We start from the raw sequence: 17,246 nt of genomic DNA on the forward strand, positions 1-17,246 counted from the left end.
GAACGCAACGGCCGACGCGCACTGCCCATCACTGAAGCAACGCCGCCAGTTCAGCCGGCGTGCGTGCCAGCGCACCGGCACCGGCGGCGCGCAATTCGCCCTCGTCGCCGAAGCCCCACAACACGCCAATGCTGTGGATGCCGTGGTGATTGGCGCCATCGATATCCATGCGCCGGTCACCGATCATCACGCAGCCGGCCTTGTCGATCTGCAAACGGCGCAGCGCTTCGGCAATGAGATCCGGCTTGAAGCGACGTTCGCCGTCTTCGCTGGCACCGATCACCTCTTCGAAGCACGCGCCGAAGGGCAGATGCTCGACGATGCGCCGCGCGTAGCGCTCATTCTTCGAGGTCACCACGGCCAGACGATGACCGGCGCGCTGCAGGCCGGTGACAACCTCGCCGATGCCGTCGAACACGCTGAGTTCGGTCCAGCCTACCGCGTCGTAGCGTGCGCGGTAGAGCCCGAGCGCGCGCTGCACCAACTCCGGATCGTCCGGAAAACACTCGGTGAAGCTGTCGCGCAACGGCGGGCCGATCCAGGCGCGCAAGGTCTGCGCCGACGGACGCGGCTGGCCGAGTTCGTCGAAGGCGTGCACGATGCTGGCAACGATGCCTGGCTCCGAATCGACCAGCGTGCCGTCCAGATCGAAAAACAGCGTGGCTGCACTCACTGACCGCGGGCCTGGAGTGCGGCCACCGCTGGCAAGGTCTTGCCTTCCAGAAACTCCAGGAACGCACCGCCACCCGTGGAAATATAGGTGACGTCCTGGGCGATGTCGTATTTGTCCACTGCGGCCAGGGTGTCGCCACCGCCGGCGATCGAGAACGCCTTGGAACTGGCGATCGCGCGCGCCAGCGTTTCGGTGCCGTGGCTGAAGGACTCGAATTCGAAGACGCCCACCGGCCCGTTCCACACCACGGTACCGGCACTGGCGATCAGCTCGGCGTAGCGCTGCGCGGTTTGCGGGCCGATATCCAGGATCAGATCGTCCGCGTCGACCGCGTCCAGCGACTTCACGCTGGCTTGCGCATCGGGCAGGAACTGCTTGGCAACGACCACATCGGTGGGCAGTGGAATCTCGGCGCCACGCGCCTTGGCATCGGCCACGATCTGGTTGGCGGTCGGGATCAAGTCCGGCTCGTTCAACGACTTGCCCACGGCATGCCCGGCCGCGGCGATGAAGGTGTTGGCGATGCCGCCGCCGACGATCAGTTGGTCGACCTTGTTGACCAGGTTGGACAGCAACTCCAACTTGGTCGAGACCTTGCTGCCGGCCACGATCGCCAGCAGGGGCTTGGCCGGGTTGTCCAGCGCCTTGGCCAGGGCGTCGAGTTCGGCCATCAACAGCGGGCCGCCTGCGGCGACCGGCGCGAAGCGGATCACGCCATGCGTGGAGGCCTGCGCACGGTGCGCGGTGCCGAAGGCATCCATCACGAACACGTCGCACAACGCGGCGTACTTGCGCGCCAGCGTCTCATCGTCCTTGCCCTCGCCGACATTCATGCGGCAGTTTTCCAGCAGCACCACCTGGCCCGGCGCGACGTCCACGCCGTCGACCCAGTCGCGCACCAGCGGCACGTCCACGCCCAGCAACGCGGCCAGGCGCGTGGCCACCGGCGCCAGCGAATCTTCTTCGGTCCAGCTGCCTTCCTTGGGGCGGCCCAGGTGCGAGGTCACCATCACGGCCGCGCCTTTTTCCAGCGCCAGCTTGATGGTGGGCACCGAGGCGGTGATGCGCTGTTCGGAGGTGATCTGGCCGTTGTCGATCGGCACGTTGAGATCCTGGCGGATCAGCACGCGCTTGCCGGAGAGATCGAGGTCGGTCATGCGGACAATGGACATGGGCTCAGCTCGTTCGGTCTAGGGAGGGGGAATGGGAATGGACATGCAGACGCACCCAGCAGAGGCGCCGGTGCAAACATTGTGAGCGCTTTGCCTTAGCGGCAACCGGCTGTGGGTCGCCATCGCGCCTTCGTTGCGCCCGCATGTGGACCGCGCAGCGCCGGTTACCCACCACGCGCCAGGCCGCCAGGACGGCTGGCAAGGCGCGGGATGCTTGGTCGAACACGACGGGCAATACGGCTGCCTTGGTCACGGGGGACGCCTATTGTCCGACCTTCGCGCCGCAGCGGCAAACCGCCATGCGAAGCGGGCGCGATCAGCCGTTGCGATTGGCCGATGCGCTACGCAACAGGCTCACCGCGAAACCGCCGACCAGCAAGGCGCCACCGACCAACAGACCCCACAGCAGCCAACGCTTCCAGTCGCGCGGCGCGGCAGCCGGTTGCAACGCGGCATCCCCCGCCAGCGGCTGTGCCTGCGCAGCCAGGCGGGCCTGCGCCGGCTGCCACCGTGCGCCGCGTTCGCGCCGCAGTGCCTGCAGCATTGCGCCCAGTGGTGCGTCGGTGCGCTGCGCACGCGCACTGCCGGCGACCAGCGCATATGGCGGCTGGCCCTGGGCGAGAAACATCAACCGCTCCGGTTGGTACCCGACGCGCAGCGTCGGCACGGCGGTGCTGCGCCCCTGGGCGGCGACCAACCGCCATTGGCGATCGCGCACGGGGGCAGTCAGCAGTTGCGGCGGCGACGCGGCTGCCGTGCCCTGGCCCAGTCGATACGCCAACCAGGGGCCGGCACGTTGCAGCCACGGCGCATCGTCGCTATCGCGACTTGCCACGATCCACTCGACCGCCTCGGCCTGACTGCCGCCGACATCCAGTTGGCTGATCGGAAAGCGACCGGGCAAGGCATACACCAGCGCCGCATCTCTTGCGGTGCCTGGCAAGTCCAGCCACTGCGGCGGTGTGGACATGGCGACGCCATCCAGCTCCGCCTCGACCACGCGTAATGCCGGCAGCTCGCCCGATGCGGTGACCAGGCGCAAGTAACGCGCACCATCGTCCAGGGCGATACGACGCTGCTGCAGTCGCTGCGCTTGATTGTCCAGCGCCATGACCGTGGCGCTGGAGATGAGCACGCGCCAGTCGCGCAGATCGTCGCTGCCTTCCACACGCACCTGGGCCTGCACCGGCATGTCGCCCTCCCAATCCAGCACCAGCGCACGCGGGCGATCGCGCAGCGCGCTGGCATCGATCAGCCAGCTGACACCGCGGCCCGCAGCGACAGCCCCGGTCGCAAAGCGACCTTCCAGGCGGCGCACCGCACCACTGGCGTCGCGCTCGGCAATCAACTGCAGGTCGCCGTTGGCCGGCGCGGCACCGGCCGGCAGCGCAAACAGGGGCAGGCGCTGACGGCGTACCGCAGCCGCCGGTGCTGCATCCATCGGCAGCCAGGCGGTGGGCAGCTCTTGTCCACGCGCATCGATCACCGTGACATCGCGCAACGCCGCGTCGTGCGCGGTGCGATACACCGCCGCATCCAAGCTCACCTGATAGAGGCCGACATCCGCGCCGGTGACCTGCAGCGGCCACTGCTGGCGGTAGTCCTGCCGCACATCGGCGGCCTGCGCCAGCAGCGGCATCAGTATCAGCAGCAGTGCCCATCGCATCGTGTTCATGCCTGATCCTTTTCGACGCCGTTCTCTTGGACAGCATGACCTTCGGTCGCGACCGCACGCGGCGGCGCCGGCGCCAGATAGCCCACCACGGTGCACAACAGGCCATAGGCCATGAACGAGCCGATGCCGAGAAGATTGCCCAGATGCTGGCGGTCGACCAACACCAACTTCGCCAGGACCAGCCCCATCAGCAGCGCGCCGCCCAGCCACAGCCCGCGTTGACCACGACGCGAGCCGATCACCCAGCCCAGCACGCCGAGTACGCTCCAGACGATGGTGAGGCTGGTCTGCGACAAGGTGGCGCCGATCAGCGCCGAATCCCACGGCACACCGCCCCAGTGGTGCACGCTGTGCAAGGTGCTGCCGGTGATCAACGCCCAACCCAGCACACCCAGCGCGGTCACCCGCCAACGCTGCAGCACTGTCGGCGCAGCTGCCGACCAGGCCCAGCGCGCAAGCAAGGCCAGGACCGCCAATTGCGCCAGCTCGGCGGGATTGAGCAACGGCAACCATGGCAACGGGGCGGCGCTCACCGGATCCAGCAATGCGCGCAGCCAGCCGAGTCCCAGTACCGCGAACACGCAACTCAGCAACGCGTTGCGTGCAGGGTCGAAGCCGGTTCCCTGCGGCCAGGCCAGCCATGGCCAACGCAACAGCCCCAGCGTCGCCACCAGCAACCACGGTGCCGCCAGCAAGGCGCAACGCCAGCCATTGGACAGCAAGAACGCGTCGGCCAGCCAGGCCGCGCCCAACGAGATGACCAACGGCCACAGCAGCCACCAGATGAACTGCGCCGCCATCGCGCCAGCGCCCTGCTGCGTGCGCAAGCACCACAGCGCACGCGCGCCCGCCACCGCAAACACACCCCATGCCAGCGCGCCCCAATGCGCGAATGGCTGGGTGTGCGCTGCGCCCTGCCACAGCGCCAATGGCGCCGCCAGCGCCAGACCAGACATCACCGTCCATACCAGCGCCGCTGCAGGACGGCGGCGATGCACTTCGGCCGCCAGCCATACACTGAGTGCGACCAAGCCCAGCAGCAGATCCGGCTCGCTGCGCAGATCGGCAAAACGCACGATCTCGTGCACGCCGCACAGCGTCCACCAGCCCAGTCCCCACAGATATGCCAACAGCGCACGCCGCCGATGCCCGGCATCGCGCAGGAACCAGGCACTGGCCCAGCCGGCAAGCGCCAGCAGCACGGTACTCATGCAGGTTGCGTTGGCCACCGCGACCGCATCGTAGCGCCAGGCATCCACGCCGAACGCGACACCCACCGCCGCAAACACCTGCAGCGCGACACCGCCGACCTGCGAGACCCGCCGTTGTTGGCCAAGCCCCAGCCACAGCAACCCCACGCCTTCCAGCGCAAACACGCTCGCAGTGGCACGTGCCGACAGCGCCAGCGGTACGGCCAGGGTTGCGAACCCGACCGCCAGCATCGCGTGCGCCTGGCCCAGCACGCGCGTGGACGCGCGGCGCAGCAGCCAGCTGCCCAGGCCCGCGTACAACGCTGCCACCGCCACCGCGCACAACGCCAATGGCAGCCGATCGCCTTCAAGCAGGCGCGCCTGCAACGCGAAGGCGACGAGCGGCGTTCCGAACAACAGGCTGCCATCGATGAGCCTGCCGGCACTGCCGTCGCCGCGGCGCGCATGCAGGACCGGAATCGCCACGTACATGGCGAAAAACAGCAACAGGAACGGCTCGGTCGTGGCGAATTTCGCCGGCGAGTACTGCAGCGCCCCCCACACGGTGCCGATGCCGAAGGTGAAAGCAAACCCCAGCAGGTTCAGCACGCGCCACGGGCGTGTCCATGCAATCGCCACGATGCCGGCGTTGAGTACGGCGTAGTACGAAAACAGCGCGACATGATTGCCGCTGCCGGTAGACAACCAGATCGGCGCAAGAAAACCGGCCAGCACGCCCAGCACCGCCAACGTGCGCGAATCCTGCAGCACCGCCAGCACGCACATGCCTGCGATCAGCACCACGCTGATGCCCAGTGCCGTTCCGGCATCGAGCAAGCCGTACAACTTGAAGGCCGCGAACACCGTCAACAACAAGCCGCCGATGGCGCCGCCCTGCAACGCCAACGCAAAACCCGGCCGCTGCGCGCGCTGCTTCCAGCCGAAGATCAGACCGGCCAATGCCAGGACGCTGATGCCGGCCAAGCGCAGCTCGATCGGCATGCGCATCCAGCCCTGGTCGCTGGCGTACTTCAACAGCGACGCCACGCCGGCCAACAACACCAGCATGCCGACCTTGACCGGCACATTGCCCTGGGTGAACCAACGCTTCAAGGCGCTGGCCGCGCGCGCGATGGCGCTGGGCGCGGCCGGAGGCCGGGGTGGTTGCGATTGTGCGGATTGCGGTTGCGCCGGCTCGGCGCGCGTCGCCTGCGCTTGCGGGCTGGGACGTTCCGACCCCGCGATCGCACCGTGCGCCATCGCCTCTACGGGTGCCTGCGCCGGCAATGGCGGCGGCACCGCCGAGGCAGACACGCCAACGGCGTCGTGGTCCGCGCCCGGCGCCTGCCAGCCAACGGCCTGACGCGCTGCATCGGAGGTGCGGTACCCAGGTAGATCGCCGTCGGCAATGGAGCCCGGACCAGTGCCGACAGCGGACGCCTCGCCCGGTCGTTCCCATGCCCTGCCCTGCGCGTCCGCGGGTGCTTGCGCTGGCGCATCCGCAGGCCCGGCACCACTGCGCTGCCACTGCGCAAGCCGCTGCTCCAGCGCCGCCACCCGTCTCCGCAGCCCAGCCATCCACACCAGCGCGATCACCACACCCACCGGCACGGCGAGCAGCACCAGGGCCACCAACACGATTATCGTTTCCAACGCAGCAATCCCCGAGCCGGCGTCCAGCCGAATGCGCGCACCATACAGCCTCGGGCTACGGCTGGGCAGCCAGCCTCTCGCTCAGACGATGGATGGAGCGTCGGCAAGCTGCAGTCGCACGCGTGCTTGCGTGGATGCTTCACACAAGAAAACGCCCGGAAAACCGGGCGCTTTGAACGATTATTCGCGGTAACCGCTGTCGTTCTTGTTATGGATGATCCAGATCAGGTTGCCGCCGGTCCCCATCGACTTGCCCGCGAACACCAGGCGTCCCTGGCCCTTGTAGGCCATTTCATAACGGTAGCGGTCGCCACCGAAGAAAAACGGGATAAATGCCTTGCCGGTCACGTAAGCACCCTGGTCGTCCGGCTGACCAATTAGGTCGGTGACCTGCTTCATCGGCATACCGATTTTCAACTGGGTGAACTTGCTGCCAGGCGCCGGCTTGCCGGTGATTTCGCCTTCGTAATCGTTGATGCCCTTGACGGTCTCGCCGTAGCCCGCCTCGACATCGGACGACTTGATCACCTCACCATCGGCATTCATCCAGGCCGGTGTCCCGGTCTGCTTTTTTGCAGCCCAGCTGGTCGACGGCACGGAACACGCAACTACCACGCTCAGCGCCAGGGCGCTTGCCAAAAACTTATTCATCACTCTTCTCTCGATCCATGGAGTTCCCCGATCCTTCGTACACGACACGGGAACGGCCGCCGTGCGTGCAAATTAGCGCACGTGAATCCAGCAAAGTCCACTTCCGGTCAGCCGCCGAAGGCGTTGCAGTGCAAGAAACGCAACATCCATCGCTTACAAATGAAAAAGCCCCGGCATGCCGGGGCCTGTTTCATCACTGCGCCAGACACTTACTTGGCGACAACCCGCACCATCTCCAGGCACTTGTTGGAGTAGCCCCACTCGTTGTCGTACCAGGACACCAGCTTGACGAAGGTGGAGTCCAGCGCGATGCCAGCGTCGGCGTCGAACACCGAGGTGCAGGTTTCGCCGCGGAAATCGGTGGCCACGACCTTGTCTTCGGTATACCCCAGCACACCCTTCAGTGCGCCTTCGCTCTGTGCCTTCACTTCGGCGCAGATTTCGGCGTAGGTGGCCGGCTTTTCCAGTTCGACAGTGAGGTCGACCACCGAAACGTCCGAGGTCGGCACGCGAAAGCTCATGCCGGTGAGCTTCTTGTTGAGCTCGGGGATCACCACGCCCACGGCCTTGGCCGCGCCGGTGGAGGACGGAATGATGTTCTCCAGGATGCCGCGGCCGCCGCGCCAATCCTTGTTGGACGGGCCGTCCACGGTCTTCTGCGTCGCAGTAGCCGCATGCACGGTGGTCATCAGGCCGCGCTTGATGCCCCACTTGTCGTTGATCACCTTGGCCAGCGGCGCCAGGCAGTTGGTGGTGCACGAGGCGTTGGAGATGATCGCTTCGCCCTTGTAGGTCTTGTCGTTGACGCCGTAGACGAACATCGGGGTGTCGTCCTTGGACGGCGCCGACAGGATCACTTTCTTGGCGCCTGCATCGATGTGCTTCTGAGCGGTTTCCTTGGTCAGGAACAGGCCGGTGGACTCGATCACCACGTCGGCGCCGACGGCATCCCACTTGAGGTTGGCCGGGTCGCGCTCCTGGGTCAGGCGGATCTTCTTGCCGTTGACGATCAGCGTATTGCCGTCGACCGAGACGTCGGCCTTGAAGCGGCCATGCACCGAGTCGTACTGCAGCATGTAGGCCAGGTAGTCGGGCTCGAGCAGGTCATTGATGGCCACGATCTCGATGTCATTGGCGAAGTTCTGCACCGCAGAGCGCAGCACGTTGCGTCCGATGCGACCGAATCCGTTGATGCCAACCTTGATTGCCATGTTCACTAGCTCCTGCGACCGCGACAGCGCGGCGGATGGAAAGGGGCTGTCATTCTAGCAGCGTCACTGTCTGCAGCCGTGTTGTTGTGGGCCGGGATTGGGAACGGGCATTCGGGATTGGTTGGCGGTTCGCCAGTGAGGCAGCTCTGTGCGTCGCCTGGTGAGCCACCGGGCCGCAACTGCGCTCGGCCCCTGCGGGAACGCGCGTGAGCGGCCGAGCCGCGCGCCACGGCATCGATGACCGACGGCGTCCGGATGCACCCATGCCGGTCGCATCAAGCGACATTGCATTGGGCACGATAAAACGGTCACACGCCCAAACATTTCAACCACTTAAAGAATAATCGAATACGCTGAAAAGCATATTCAATGCTATGCCGAACAGCAGAATTTCGGCACCCCGTGGATTTCGATACTGGCCCTGCCCGCTGAGGCACCCCCCATCAATCACACGGAGATTTCCCATGCGTCGCACCCTCTTCTCTCTGGTTCTGGCTCTGGCTGCCACCCCGGCGCTGGCTGGCGGCGTGATGCATTACACCGACAAGGCCAAGCTGCCGGCCGGCGGCGAAGAACGCGAAGTCGCTGCGCTGTTCGACACCTGGAACGCGGCGTTGGCCACGGGCAACCCGCACAAGGTGGCCGACCTGTACGCACCGGACGGCGTGCTGCTGCCGACGGTCTCCAACGAAGTGCGCGCCTCGCGCGAGCAGATCGAAAACTACTTCGCGAGGTTCCTGACCAAGAAGCCGCAGGGCGTGGTCAATTACCGCACCGTGCGCGTGCTGGATGACGACAGCGCCGTGGATGCCGGCGTGTACACCTTCACGCTAACCGACAAGCACGGCAACAAGAGCAACGTGCAGGCCCGCTACACCTTCGTATACGAAAAGCGCGACGGCAAGTGGCTGATCATCAACCACCACAGCTCGGCGATGCCGGAAGTGGATGCACCCAAGGTCGCCAAGGTCAAGTAAGCGGTACATCGCACCGGCGATCGATCGCTGTCGACGCCACTGCGCACGCAACCGTCGGCGTCCCTCCCGCCGCCGACAGCTGTGCCAAGCGCATCGCACGATGCCACGCGTGCGATGCGCGCTGCGAGCCCCAGCACGGCGCGCAACGCCGTCTTCCGCGCAGGGTGTGGCAACAGCCATTGCAGGCCCGCACACCTGGGCGCACGGCCAAATTGATCAGGATCAAGGCAGCGGCGACGCCAAGCGCGAAGACTTCCCACGTCCATTGCACCCCACGAGACTTCTCATGCGTATGCGCTCTACCCTTCTGTTCGCCGCTCTGGCCGCTTCTTGCGTCAGCCTCCCCGCACTGGCGCAATCCAAAGGCGACTGGACCGTTGCCGTCGGTGCCCACCAGGTCGCTCCCAAATCCGACAATGGCAGCCTGGTCGGCGGCACCCTCGACGTGGATGTGGGCAAAGACATCAAACCCACGTTTACCGCCGAATATTTCGTCGCAGACAACCTGGGCATCGAGGTGCTGGCTGCGCTGCCGTTCGAGCACGACATTGCGATTGGCGGCCTGGGCCGGGTGGGCAGCACCAAGCATCTGCCGCCGGTGATCTCACTGCAGTACCACTTCAACGCCCAGGGCACGCTATCGCCGTTCGTTGGCGCCGGTATCAACTACACGCGCTTCTTCGACACCGACACCCGCGGCGCGCTGGCCGGCAGCAAGCTGGAGCTGGACGATTCCTGGGGCCTGGCACTGCATGCAGGCGTGGACTACAAGCTCAGCGACCGCGGCGCGCTGCGCGTCAACCTGCGCTGGATCGATATTGATACCCGAGCGCGCCTGGACGGCAACCGTATCGGCACGGTCAATATCGACCCGCTGGTCTACGGCCTGGCCTACGTGCACCGGTTCTGATCCCCGCGGCGTGGGCGGCGCATCTCTGGCACACTTGCCGTCCAGGGACGTGCATCACCGCCGGAGTTGCGGACAGGTCGGTCACGTCGCCCGCCTGTCCGACCTACCGGGGATTCCATGAACACGCTGACTCGCACCGCCCTCGCCATCGCACTGGCCGCCTCGGCCGCACCCGCCCTTGCACAGTCGGCCGGTCATTGGACGACCGGTTACGGTGCCGGCTATGTCTCGCCCAAGTCCAATAACGGCACTTTCGGCGGCACCCAGGCCGAGATCAAGGGCGCGCCGGCACTGTCGTTCACCTACGAATACTTCCTGCGCAACAACCTGGGTATCGAAGTGCATGCGGCAGTTGCAGGCAAGCACGACCTCGAGCTGCAGGGCATCGGCAAGGTGGGCAGCTATTGGACGGTGCCACCGAGCGTGCTGCTGCAGTACCACATCAATGGCTATGGCACGGTGTCGCCGTTCGTGGGCATAGGCATCAACTACACCACGTTCCTGGGCGAAGACACCGAGCAGACGGTTACCAGCGGCGATCTGCGTTTCGACGATTCGGTCGGCGCCACTGCGCATGTCGGCGTGGACTTCATCTTCAACGACCGTAGCGGCCTGCGCGTGGATGCGCGCTGGACCGATTCGCGCAGCAACGTCGACCTCAACGGCGCGCGGCTGGGCAAGGCACGGATTGATCCGTTGACCTTCGGCGTGTCGTACCTGGTGTATTACTAAGAGCGCCTAGCAACACGACTGCGTTCATCGCCAGATGGGCGCGGCCAGCGCCCGCTGCGGCATGCCCCCACGCGGATGCTGCAGTTGCCGCTTGCGTGCAACTGTTTGCTCCATCCGGGCGCGCTCCAGGCACGTGCCGGCACCATGCTGAGGCGTGGCTGTCGCAGCTCCGGAAGGGCCATCAAACCGTCCCGGACCGATGCGTACAATCGCCGGATGAAAACACTTTCCCTCTCTGCATTCGTTGTTGCGACGGCAATGGCCGCCGCAATCCACCCCAGCACCGCCCTGGCCTGGGGCCCGCAAGGCCACCGCCTGGTGGCGCGCATCGCCGAAACCGAGCTGAGCCCGCAGGCACGCACGCAAGTGGCGCAATTGCTGGCCGGCGAGCCGGACCCGACCCTGCACGGCGTGGCCACCTGGGCCGATGAGCTGCGCGAGCACGACCCTGACCTGGGTAAGCGCTCCGGGCCGTGGCACTACGTCAACCTGGGCGAACACGACTGCACGTACTCGCCACCGCGCGACTGCCCGGACGGCAACTGCGTGATCGCCGCGCTCGACCAGCAAGCCGCCCTGCTCGCAGATCGTACCCAGCCGTTGGACGTACGCCGCCAGGCCTTGAAGTTCGTGGTGCATTTCGTCGGCGACATCCATCAGCCGATGCACGCCGGCTATGCGCACGACAAGGGCGGTAACGACTTCCAGCTGCAGATCGACGGCAAGGGCAGCAACCTGCATGCGCTGTGGGACAGCGGCATGCTCAACGACCGCCATCTGAGCGACGATGCGTACCTGCAACGCTTGCTGGCATTGCCGGCCGCCACTGCCGGGTCTGCGGCGCTGCCACCGCCGGCTGCGGCATGGGCGCAGGCTTCGTGCAAGATCGCCATCACGCCGGGTGTCTACCCGAGCGCGCACGTGTTGCCCGCCACCTACATCGCCACCTATCGCCCGATCGCCGAAACCCAGCTGCGCATCGCGGGTGACCGGCTTGCCGCCATCCTCAACGCGGCGCTGGCCGGCCCCTGACGTGGAGACGCCGATGCAGCCCCAGGTGCTTGCCTTCTTTCATGCCGACAGCAACACCTTCACCTACGTGGTCGCCGATGCGGCCACCGGTGCGGCGGCAGTGATCGACCCGGCGCTGGACTACGCGGCCGATAGCGGCGTCGTCGGCAGCCAGTCGGCGCAGGCCATCCTTGCGGCCATCGAGCAACACGGATGGCAGGTGCAATGGCTGCTGGAAACTCACGCGCATGCCGATCACCTGTCTGCAGCGCAGTGGCTGAAGCAGCATTGGCCGCAGGCGCGTATCGGTATCGGCGAGGGTATTTGCAAAGTGCAACGCACCCTTGCCGCGCAGTACGCATTGCCGGCCGACTTCCGCGCCGATGGCTCGCAATTCGATCATCTGTTTGCCGACGACGAGCGCTTCAAGCTTGGCGGTATCGAAGCACGCGTCATCGCGGTGCCCGGCCACACCAGCGACAGCATTGCGTATCTGATCGGCGATGCGTTGTTTCCTGGCGACTCGTTGTTCATGCCGGATGCGGGCACGGCGCGTTGCGATTTTCCCGGCGGCGATGCACGCCAGCTGTTTGCCTCGATCCAGCGCCTGTATGCGCTGCCGGAAAGCACCCGCGTGTTCGTCTGCCACGACTATGGCCCGGGCGGGCGCGCGGTGGCGCATCAGACCAGTATCGGCGCGCAGCGGCGCAGCAATATCCATGTGCGCGACGGCGTGGATGTAGAGACCTTCGTGGCGCAGCGGCAGGCGCGCGATGCCACCTTGCCAGAGCCCAAGTTGATCCGCCCGGCCCTGCAAACCAATCTTCAGGCCGGGCGTTGCGCCGGAGTGGTCCTGTAGCGCGTGCAGGCTCGCCACGCGGTGCGCATCGCGTAGCCGCTATGATCGGGGCCCTGTCCTGGTGAGGAGCCTTCGATGCGCATGATCGGTTTCTGGCAGCGCGCGTTGTGCGTGCTGATGCTGGCGTTGCCCCTGCTGGCGAGTGCGCAGACCGCACCGGTGACGGTGTTTGCGGCCGCGAGCCTGAAAGAATCGATGGACGAAGCTGCGGCCGCGTACGAAAAAGCCACCGGCACGCCGGTGCGCGTGTCGTATGCAGCGAGTTCTGCGCTTGCACGCCAGATCGAACAGGGCGCGCCGGCGGACGTGTTCTTTTCGGCCGACCTGGAGTGGATGGACTATCTACAGCAGCGTGGGCTGGTGCTGCCGGCGCAGCGGCACAACCTGCTCGGCAACACACTGGTATTGATCGCGCCGGCGAACAGCAAGCTGCACGTTGACCTGCGCACCCCCGGCGCCATTGCCAAGGCGGTTGGGCAGGGCGGACGCCTGGCCGTAGGCCAGACCGCCAGTGTGCCGGCCGGCAAGTACGCAGCCGCCGCGCTGCGCAAGCTCGGCCAATGGGACAGCGTCGGCAACCGGCTTGCCGAATCGGAAAGCGTGCGTGCGGCTTTGATGCTGGTCTCGCGTGGCGAAGCGCCGCTGGGCATCGTGTATGGCTCGGACGCGCGCGCCGATGCCAAGGTGCGCGTCATCGCCACCTTCCCCGACGACAGCCATGACCCCATCGTGTATCCGGTTGCTGCATTGAAAAACAGCAATAACCCCGCCACCGCCGCATTCGTCAGCTGGCTGGGAAGCAAGCCGGCCAAGGCGATCTTTGCGCGCCGTGGTTTTTCGCTGAAGGATTGAGGCACACCGTTTGTCGATGTTCACCCCGGAAGAGCTGACCGCGATCGGCTTGAGTCTCAAGGTCGCGATCGTGGCAGCGCTCGCCAGCCTGCCGCCGGGCATTGCCTGCGGCTGGCTGCTGGCGCGGCGCCGCTTCCCCGGCAAGGCCCTGCTGGACGCGCTGCTGCATCTGCCCCTGGTGATGCCGCCAGTGATCACCGGCTATGCGCTGCTGGTGGTGTTGGGCACACAGGGGCCGGTGGGCAGCTGGTTGCTGGAACATCTCGGTATCCAGTTCGCCTTCCGCTGGACCGGCGCGGCGTTGGCGTGCGCGGTCATGGGATTTCCGCTGATGGTGCGCGCGATCCGTCTATCCATCGAGGCCACCGATCGTCGCCTGGAAGCGGCCGCCGCCACGCTGGGGGCCGGGCCGTGGCGGGTGTTCTTCAGCATCACCTTGCCGCTGGCCTGGCCGGGCCTGGTCGCCGGCATGGTGCTCGCGTTCGCCAAGGCGCTTGGCGAGTTCGGCGCCACCATCACCTTCGTGTCCAATATCCCTGGCGAAACGCAGACCTTGTCGTCGGCCATCTACGGGCTGATGCAGGTCCCGGGGATGGAATCGGGCATCTGGCGGCTGGCCGGCGTGGCGCTGGCGATCTCGCTGGCGGCGCTGCTGCTGTCCGAATGGCTGGTGCGCCGGCCGCATCCGCGCGAGGACGCGTGATGCTGGATATCGACCTGCAGCTGCAGCGCGGCGCCTTCGAACGCCGCATCCGCATCCACGACGATGCGCGTGTCGTGGCACTGGTGGGGCCCTCCGGCGCGGGCAAGACCACGGTGCTCAATGCAATTGCCGGCTTGCTGCGTCCGCAGGCCGGGCATATCCGCATCGATGGGCGCTGCCTGTACGACGCCGGGCAAGGCATCGACCTGCCGACGCACCAGCGCCGGATCGGTTATGTGTTCCAGGATGCGCGGCTGTTTCCGCATCTGGATGTGCGGCGCAACCTGCGCTACGGCCGGCATGCGCGCGGCAAGGCGCCGTTCGGCTTCGACGATGTGGTGGCCTTGCTCGGCATCGCACCGCTGCTGCAACGCCGGCCGCGCAACCTCTCTGGCGGCGAAGCGCAGCGCGTGGCGATTGGCCGAGCGTTGTTGGCGCAACCGGCGATTCTGCTGTTCGACGAACCGTTGTCGGCCCTGGATCAGGCGCGCCGCGAAGAGTTGATTCCTTACCTGCAGCGCGTGCGCGACGAGATTCGCCTGCCAATGCTCTACGTCAGCCACAACCCCGATGAAGTGCAGCGCATTGCCGACAGCGTGCACGTGCTGGATTGAAGGCGGTGTGGGCGGGGATAGGGCGTTAGCGGTTGACGCGTTATGAGAGGGCGCCGCGTTGTTGGTGACTGGACATGCTGCGCAACGGCTGCAGCAGCTATCGGACCACCTTCCCGGTCCGCACGCTCACCTTGCCTTGCCGCACCTCGAAGGTGAACGCGAACGACAACGTCACCGGTACCGGCTCGATCTGGGCGGCGCCAGTGCAATCGTCTGGCACTGACGGTTGCGCAGCGCCTGATGGATACGTGCACATCGCCGCCGGAACAAACTGCCATCGCAGCGCGGCGGCGCGCACCGCTTGCATGAGATCGGCGTTGTCCGGCAGCAGCCCGGCGGCGCATTCGTCGCGGTCGGACATTGGATCCACGCGCTGCACCGTGCCCTCTGCGCTCAGAATGAGATGCGCGCAGACGGTGGTGGGCGCCAGGCTCTGGCGTGGCGAATCGGGGGGCAGCACCGGGGCGTCGCTGCGCGCCGCGCGTGGCATGCGAAAGCGTTGCGTTGGTGCCAGCGTATAGGATTGGACGCCCGCAGCGCCGCCGCCGTCCGGCTGTGGAGGCAGCATGCGTTGATCCACCGAATCCTCGCGCTGGCTGCGTTGCTGCTCGGCCAGTTGGCGCGTGGCGCAACTACTCATGGCCAGCATCAGGGCGAGGCTACCGATCAGGCAGCGGTTCATTGCAACGCCCCGCGTGAGGCGCATCCCGCAGGTGCGCAGCTGGCCACACGTTCGGACCGGTCGGCAGCGTGTGGGCCTGCAGCAGCTTCGGTACCGGAATGGATATCTGCAACTGCCGATGCCGCATCTGGTGGATCCAGTTCGAATTTCACCGGCACGCGCACCTCGGACGCGACCGCCTTGCCATCCTCCAGCGCAGGTGTGAAGCGCCAGTGGCGTGCTGCGTCGAGCACGGTCTGATCGAACACGCCTGCCGGCGTGCTGCGCACGATGGCGATATGGTCGGGTGTTCCAGTCGGGCTCACGGCGATCTGCAGTTCGACAAATCCCGCCAGGCCTGCAGCGACGGCGTCAGGCGGATACCTGGGCGGCTGCATGGTGCCAAAATCCAGCGCATCGCCGGGCACGCGCATTCCATGCAATCGCGCAGGTTGGAGCGCCCAGCAGGCGCCACTGACCATCACCGCCAATGCCACCATCACGCGCAGGTTCCATCGCGCGCGGGGCGCCTCCACCGTAGGCTTCAGCAAGGCTGCCACGCGTTGGGTGAGCGCATGCGGCGCATTCCAACGGCAGGCCGTCGGCGTCCAGCCGGCACCACAGTGGGTCTTGAGCATCGCGGTGGCGTAACTGCGGCGCTTGCCCGGATAGCGCGTCAGCACCTCTGCGTCGCACGCCAGTTCCTGATCCAGCCGGAACGCGCGCAATGCCAGATGCATCAACGGATTCCACCAGCCGATGCACAGCAACAGCGCGGCCAGCAGATTGGCATACAGATCGCCGCGCCGCAGATGCAGGCGCTCGTGCGTCAGGATCAAGGTGCGTTCGGCGGCGCTGTAGCGCGTATCGAAATCCATCGGCAGCACGATGCGTGGGCGCCAGAGCCCCAACGATACCGGCAGGCCTGCATCGTGGGTTGCCGCCCATACTTCGCCCTCGAGCGCATGCAACGCGCCCAAGCTGCGTACGAATCGCCGTTGTCGCCACCAGAGCGCTACGGTCATCGCGACCGCACCGGCCAGCCAGGTGGCCATCAAGGTCCCCGCCCATGCGTGATCGCCCTCTTGCAGGTTGAGCGGCATCGCGACCATCGCCGGCATCTTCGGCAACGCTGACGCGAGCGGCGGCCCTGGTATTGCAGCTGCCAATACGGCGAGTGGCAAGGCGAGCCAGATCGCATACGCCGCTGTTGCGCCCAGCCAGCCACGCAGTACGCGCCGCAGCAGCAGACAGGCCAGCAACGCGGCACTGCTATACAAGGTGACGCGCAACAGCAATGGCAACTCAAGGTGCATCGTCCAACTCCTTGAGCAGACGCTTCAATTCTGCGATGTCCGAGGCGCTGAGTTGCCCGCGTTCGCTGAAGTGCGCCACCAGCGGTGCAACGCGCCCGCCGAACAGCCGCTGCAGCAATCCTTCGCTCTGCTGCTGCACCCACTGTTCGCGCGCCAGCAGCGGCGCGTAGTGATATCTGCGGCCGTGTTTTTCTGCCGCAACGGCGCCCTTGGTGAGCAGCCGATTCAGCAAGGTCTTGATGGTGGGCTCGGCCCAGCCGGTGTGCGCCAACGCGGCGATCACTTCTTCTGCGGTGCGCGGCGCACCATCCCAGAGCACTTGCATCACCACCGCTTCGGCGTCGCTGATCGGCATGCGATTACATCCGTAATTTTTATCGATTACG

General features: G+C 66.2%; 17 protein-coding genes. 8 read left to right on the forward strand and 9 right to left on the reverse strand.

Going from position 1 to position 17,246, the window contains the following annotated elements; all coding sequences use genetic code 11:
• Positions 1–28: 28 nt before the first annotated feature.
• The 6 genes from ACDH77_RS15720 to gap form a co-directional block, all read right to left on the reverse strand.
• Positions 29–673 carry an HAD family hydrolase gene (locus tag ACDH77_RS15720; RefSeq protein WP_008574673.1) on the reverse strand — a complete coding sequence of 215 codons (645 nt, stop codon included), beginning with the start codon at positions 671–673 and terminating at the stop codon, positions 29–31.
• Positions 670–1,845, reverse strand: coding sequence for a phosphoglycerate kinase (locus ACDH77_RS15725; RefSeq protein WP_031424127.1), 1,176 nt, complete (start codon positions 1,843–1,845; stop codon positions 670–672). The genes ACDH77_RS15720 and ACDH77_RS15725 overlap by 4 nt, the downstream gene beginning before the upstream one ends.
• A 316-nt stretch (positions 1,846–2,161) precedes the next feature.
• Entirely contained in the window at positions 2,162–3,520 is a 1,359-nt protein-coding gene (locus ACDH77_RS15730; protein ID WP_031424129.1) for a DUF3999 domain-containing protein, read from the reverse strand.
• Positions 3,517–6,348 (reverse strand): DUF2339 domain-containing protein, encoded by a 2,832-nt coding sequence (locus ACDH77_RS15735; RefSeq protein ID WP_042773964.1) that lies wholly within the window; start codon positions 6,346–6,348, stop codon positions 3,517–3,519. The genes ACDH77_RS15730 and ACDH77_RS15735 overlap by 4 nt, the downstream gene beginning before the upstream one ends.
• A gap of 195 nt (positions 6,349–6,543) precedes the next feature.
• The gene (locus ACDH77_RS15740; RefSeq protein WP_014090934.1) at positions 6,544–7,014 is read right to left on the reverse strand and encodes a hypothetical protein; all 471 of its coding nucleotides are present in this window, start codon (positions 7,012–7,014) and stop codon (positions 6,544–6,546) included.
• Between the two features lie 209 nt (positions 7,015–7,223).
• Entirely contained in the window at positions 7,224–8,225 is a 1,002-nt protein-coding gene (gene gap / locus ACDH77_RS15745) for a type I glyceraldehyde-3-phosphate dehydrogenase (RefSeq protein WP_003490161.1), read from the reverse strand.
• A gap of 464 nt (positions 8,226–8,689) precedes the next feature.
• Between gap and ACDH77_RS15750 the strand changes: the two genes are divergently transcribed.
• The 8 genes from ACDH77_RS15750 to modC all read left to right on the forward strand — a co-directional run bounded on the left by ACDH77_RS15750 (position 8,690) and on the right by modC (position 14,883).
• A complete protein-coding gene (locus ACDH77_RS15750) occupies positions 8,690–9,202 on the forward strand; it encodes an SgcJ/EcaC family oxidoreductase (protein WP_031424133.1) in 513 nt (170 codons plus the stop codon).
• Between the two features lie 286 nt (positions 9,203–9,488).
• A complete protein-coding gene (locus ACDH77_RS15755) occupies positions 9,489–10,112 on the forward strand; it encodes an OmpW/AlkL family protein (RefSeq protein ID WP_011348431.1) in 624 nt (207 codons plus the stop codon).
• Between the two features lie 117 nt (positions 10,113–10,229).
• Positions 10,230–10,844, forward strand: coding sequence for an OmpW/AlkL family protein (locus tag ACDH77_RS15760; RefSeq protein ID WP_031424137.1), 615 nt, complete (start codon positions 10,230–10,232; stop codon positions 10,842–10,844).
• 258 nt (positions 10,845–11,102) lie between these two features.
• A complete protein-coding gene (locus ACDH77_RS15765) occupies positions 11,103–11,876 on the forward strand; it encodes a S1/P1 nuclease (RefSeq protein ID WP_029820166.1) in 774 nt (257 codons plus the stop codon).
• A 13-nt stretch (positions 11,877–11,889) separates the two neighbouring features.
• Positions 11,890–12,714: an MBL fold metallo-hydrolase gene (locus ACDH77_RS15770; protein WP_031424140.1), complete on the forward strand. Its 825-nt coding sequence runs from the start codon at positions 11,890–11,892 to the stop codon at positions 12,712–12,714.
• 75 nt (positions 12,715–12,789) lie between these two features.
• The gene (modA, locus tag ACDH77_RS15775; protein ID WP_031424142.1) at positions 12,790–13,566 is read left to right on the forward strand and encodes a molybdate ABC transporter substrate-binding protein; all 777 of its coding nucleotides are present in this window, start codon (positions 12,790–12,792) and stop codon (positions 13,564–13,566) included.
• A 16-nt stretch (positions 13,567–13,582) separates the two neighbouring features.
• Positions 13,583–14,269, forward strand: a complete 687-nt coding sequence (gene modB, locus ACDH77_RS15780) for a molybdate ABC transporter permease subunit (protein WP_008575885.1) — start codon at positions 13,583–13,585, stop codon at positions 14,267–14,269.
• Positions 14,269–14,883, forward strand: coding sequence for a molybdenum ABC transporter ATP-binding protein (modC, locus tag ACDH77_RS15785; RefSeq protein ID WP_031424144.1), 615 nt, complete (start codon positions 14,269–14,271; stop codon positions 14,881–14,883). The genes modB and modC overlap by 1 nt, the downstream gene beginning before the upstream one ends.
• Positions 14,884–14,980: 97 nt before the next feature.
• Here the strand turns inward: modC and ACDH77_RS15790 are convergent, their stop codons facing one another.
• The 3 genes from ACDH77_RS15790 to ACDH77_RS15800 are packed head-to-tail and all read right to left on the reverse strand — an operon-like array spanning position 14,981 to position 17,215.
• Positions 14,981–15,565 (reverse strand): hypothetical protein, encoded by a 585-nt coding sequence (locus ACDH77_RS15790; RefSeq protein WP_008575882.1) that lies wholly within the window; start codon positions 15,563–15,565, stop codon positions 14,981–14,983.
• Entirely contained in the window at positions 15,562–16,860 is a 1,299-nt protein-coding gene (locus ACDH77_RS15795; protein ID WP_031424146.1) for a TonB family protein, read from the reverse strand. Before ACDH77_RS15795 ends, ACDH77_RS15790 begins: the two co-directional genes overlap by 4 nt.
• Complete coding sequence (locus ACDH77_RS15800; protein ID WP_008575878.1) at positions 16,850–17,215, reverse strand: BlaI/MecI/CopY family transcriptional regulator; 366 nt, start codon at positions 17,213–17,215, stop codon at positions 16,850–16,852. The genes ACDH77_RS15795 and ACDH77_RS15800 overlap by 11 nt, the downstream gene beginning before the upstream one ends.
• Positions 17,216–17,246 lie beyond the last annotated feature (31 nt).

Source organism: Xanthomonas axonopodis pv. maculifoliigardeniae (genome assembly GCF_041519315.1).
Lineage (GTDB): Bacteria > Pseudomonadota > Gammaproteobacteria > Xanthomonadales > Xanthomonadaceae > Xanthomonas > Xanthomonas euvesicatoria.

Coding starts and splice junctions, on each gene's coding strand:
- ACDH77_RS15770 (WP_031424140.1), top strand. CDS start 11,890: ATGCAGCCCCAGGTGCTTGCCTTCTTTCATGCCGACAGCAACACCTTC.
- modB (WP_008575885.1), top strand. CDS start 13,583: ATGTTCACCCCGGAAGAGCTGACCGCGATCGGCTTGAGTCTCAAGGTC.
- ACDH77_RS15725 (WP_031424127.1), bottom strand. CDS start 1,845: ATGTCCATTGTCCGCATGACCGACCTCGATCTCTCCGGCAAGCGCGTG.
- ACDH77_RS15740 (WP_014090934.1), bottom strand. CDS start 7,014: ATGAATAAGTTTTTGGCAAGCGCCCTGGCGCTGAGCGTGGTAGTTGCG.
- modA (WP_031424142.1), top strand. CDS start 12,790: ATGCGCATGATCGGTTTCTGGCAGCGCGCGTTGTGCGTGCTGATGCTG.
- modC (WP_031424144.1), top strand. CDS start 14,269: ATGCTGGATATCGACCTGCAGCTGCAGCGCGGCGCCTTCGAACGCCGC.
- ACDH77_RS15765 (WP_029820166.1), top strand. CDS start 11,103: ATGGCCGCCGCAATCCACCCCAGCACCGCCCTGGCCTGGGGCCCGCAA.
- gap (WP_003490161.1), bottom strand. CDS start 8,225: ATGGCAATCAAGGTTGGCATCAACGGATTCGGTCGCATCGGACGCAAC.
- ACDH77_RS15790 (WP_008575882.1), bottom strand. CDS start 15,565: ATGAACCGCTGCCTGATCGGTAGCCTCGCCCTGATGCTGGCCATGAGT.
- ACDH77_RS15800 (WP_008575878.1), bottom strand. CDS start 17,215: ATGCCGATCAGCGACGCCGAAGCGGTGGTGATGCAAGTGCTCTGGGAT.
- ACDH77_RS15750 (WP_031424133.1), top strand. CDS start 8,690: ATGCGTCGCACCCTCTTCTCTCTGGTTCTGGCTCTGGCTGCCACCCCG.
- ACDH77_RS15760 (WP_031424137.1), top strand. CDS start 10,230: ATGAACACGCTGACTCGCACCGCCCTCGCCATCGCACTGGCCGCCTCG.
- ACDH77_RS15795 (WP_031424146.1), bottom strand. CDS start 16,860: ATGCACCTTGAGTTGCCATTGCTGTTGCGCGTCACCTTGTATAGCAGT.
- ACDH77_RS15755 (WP_011348431.1), top strand. CDS start 9,489: ATGCGTATGCGCTCTACCCTTCTGTTCGCCGCTCTGGCCGCTTCTTGC.
- ACDH77_RS15730 (WP_031424129.1), bottom strand. CDS start 3,520: ATGAACACGATGCGATGGGCACTGCTGCTGATACTGATGCCGCTGCTG.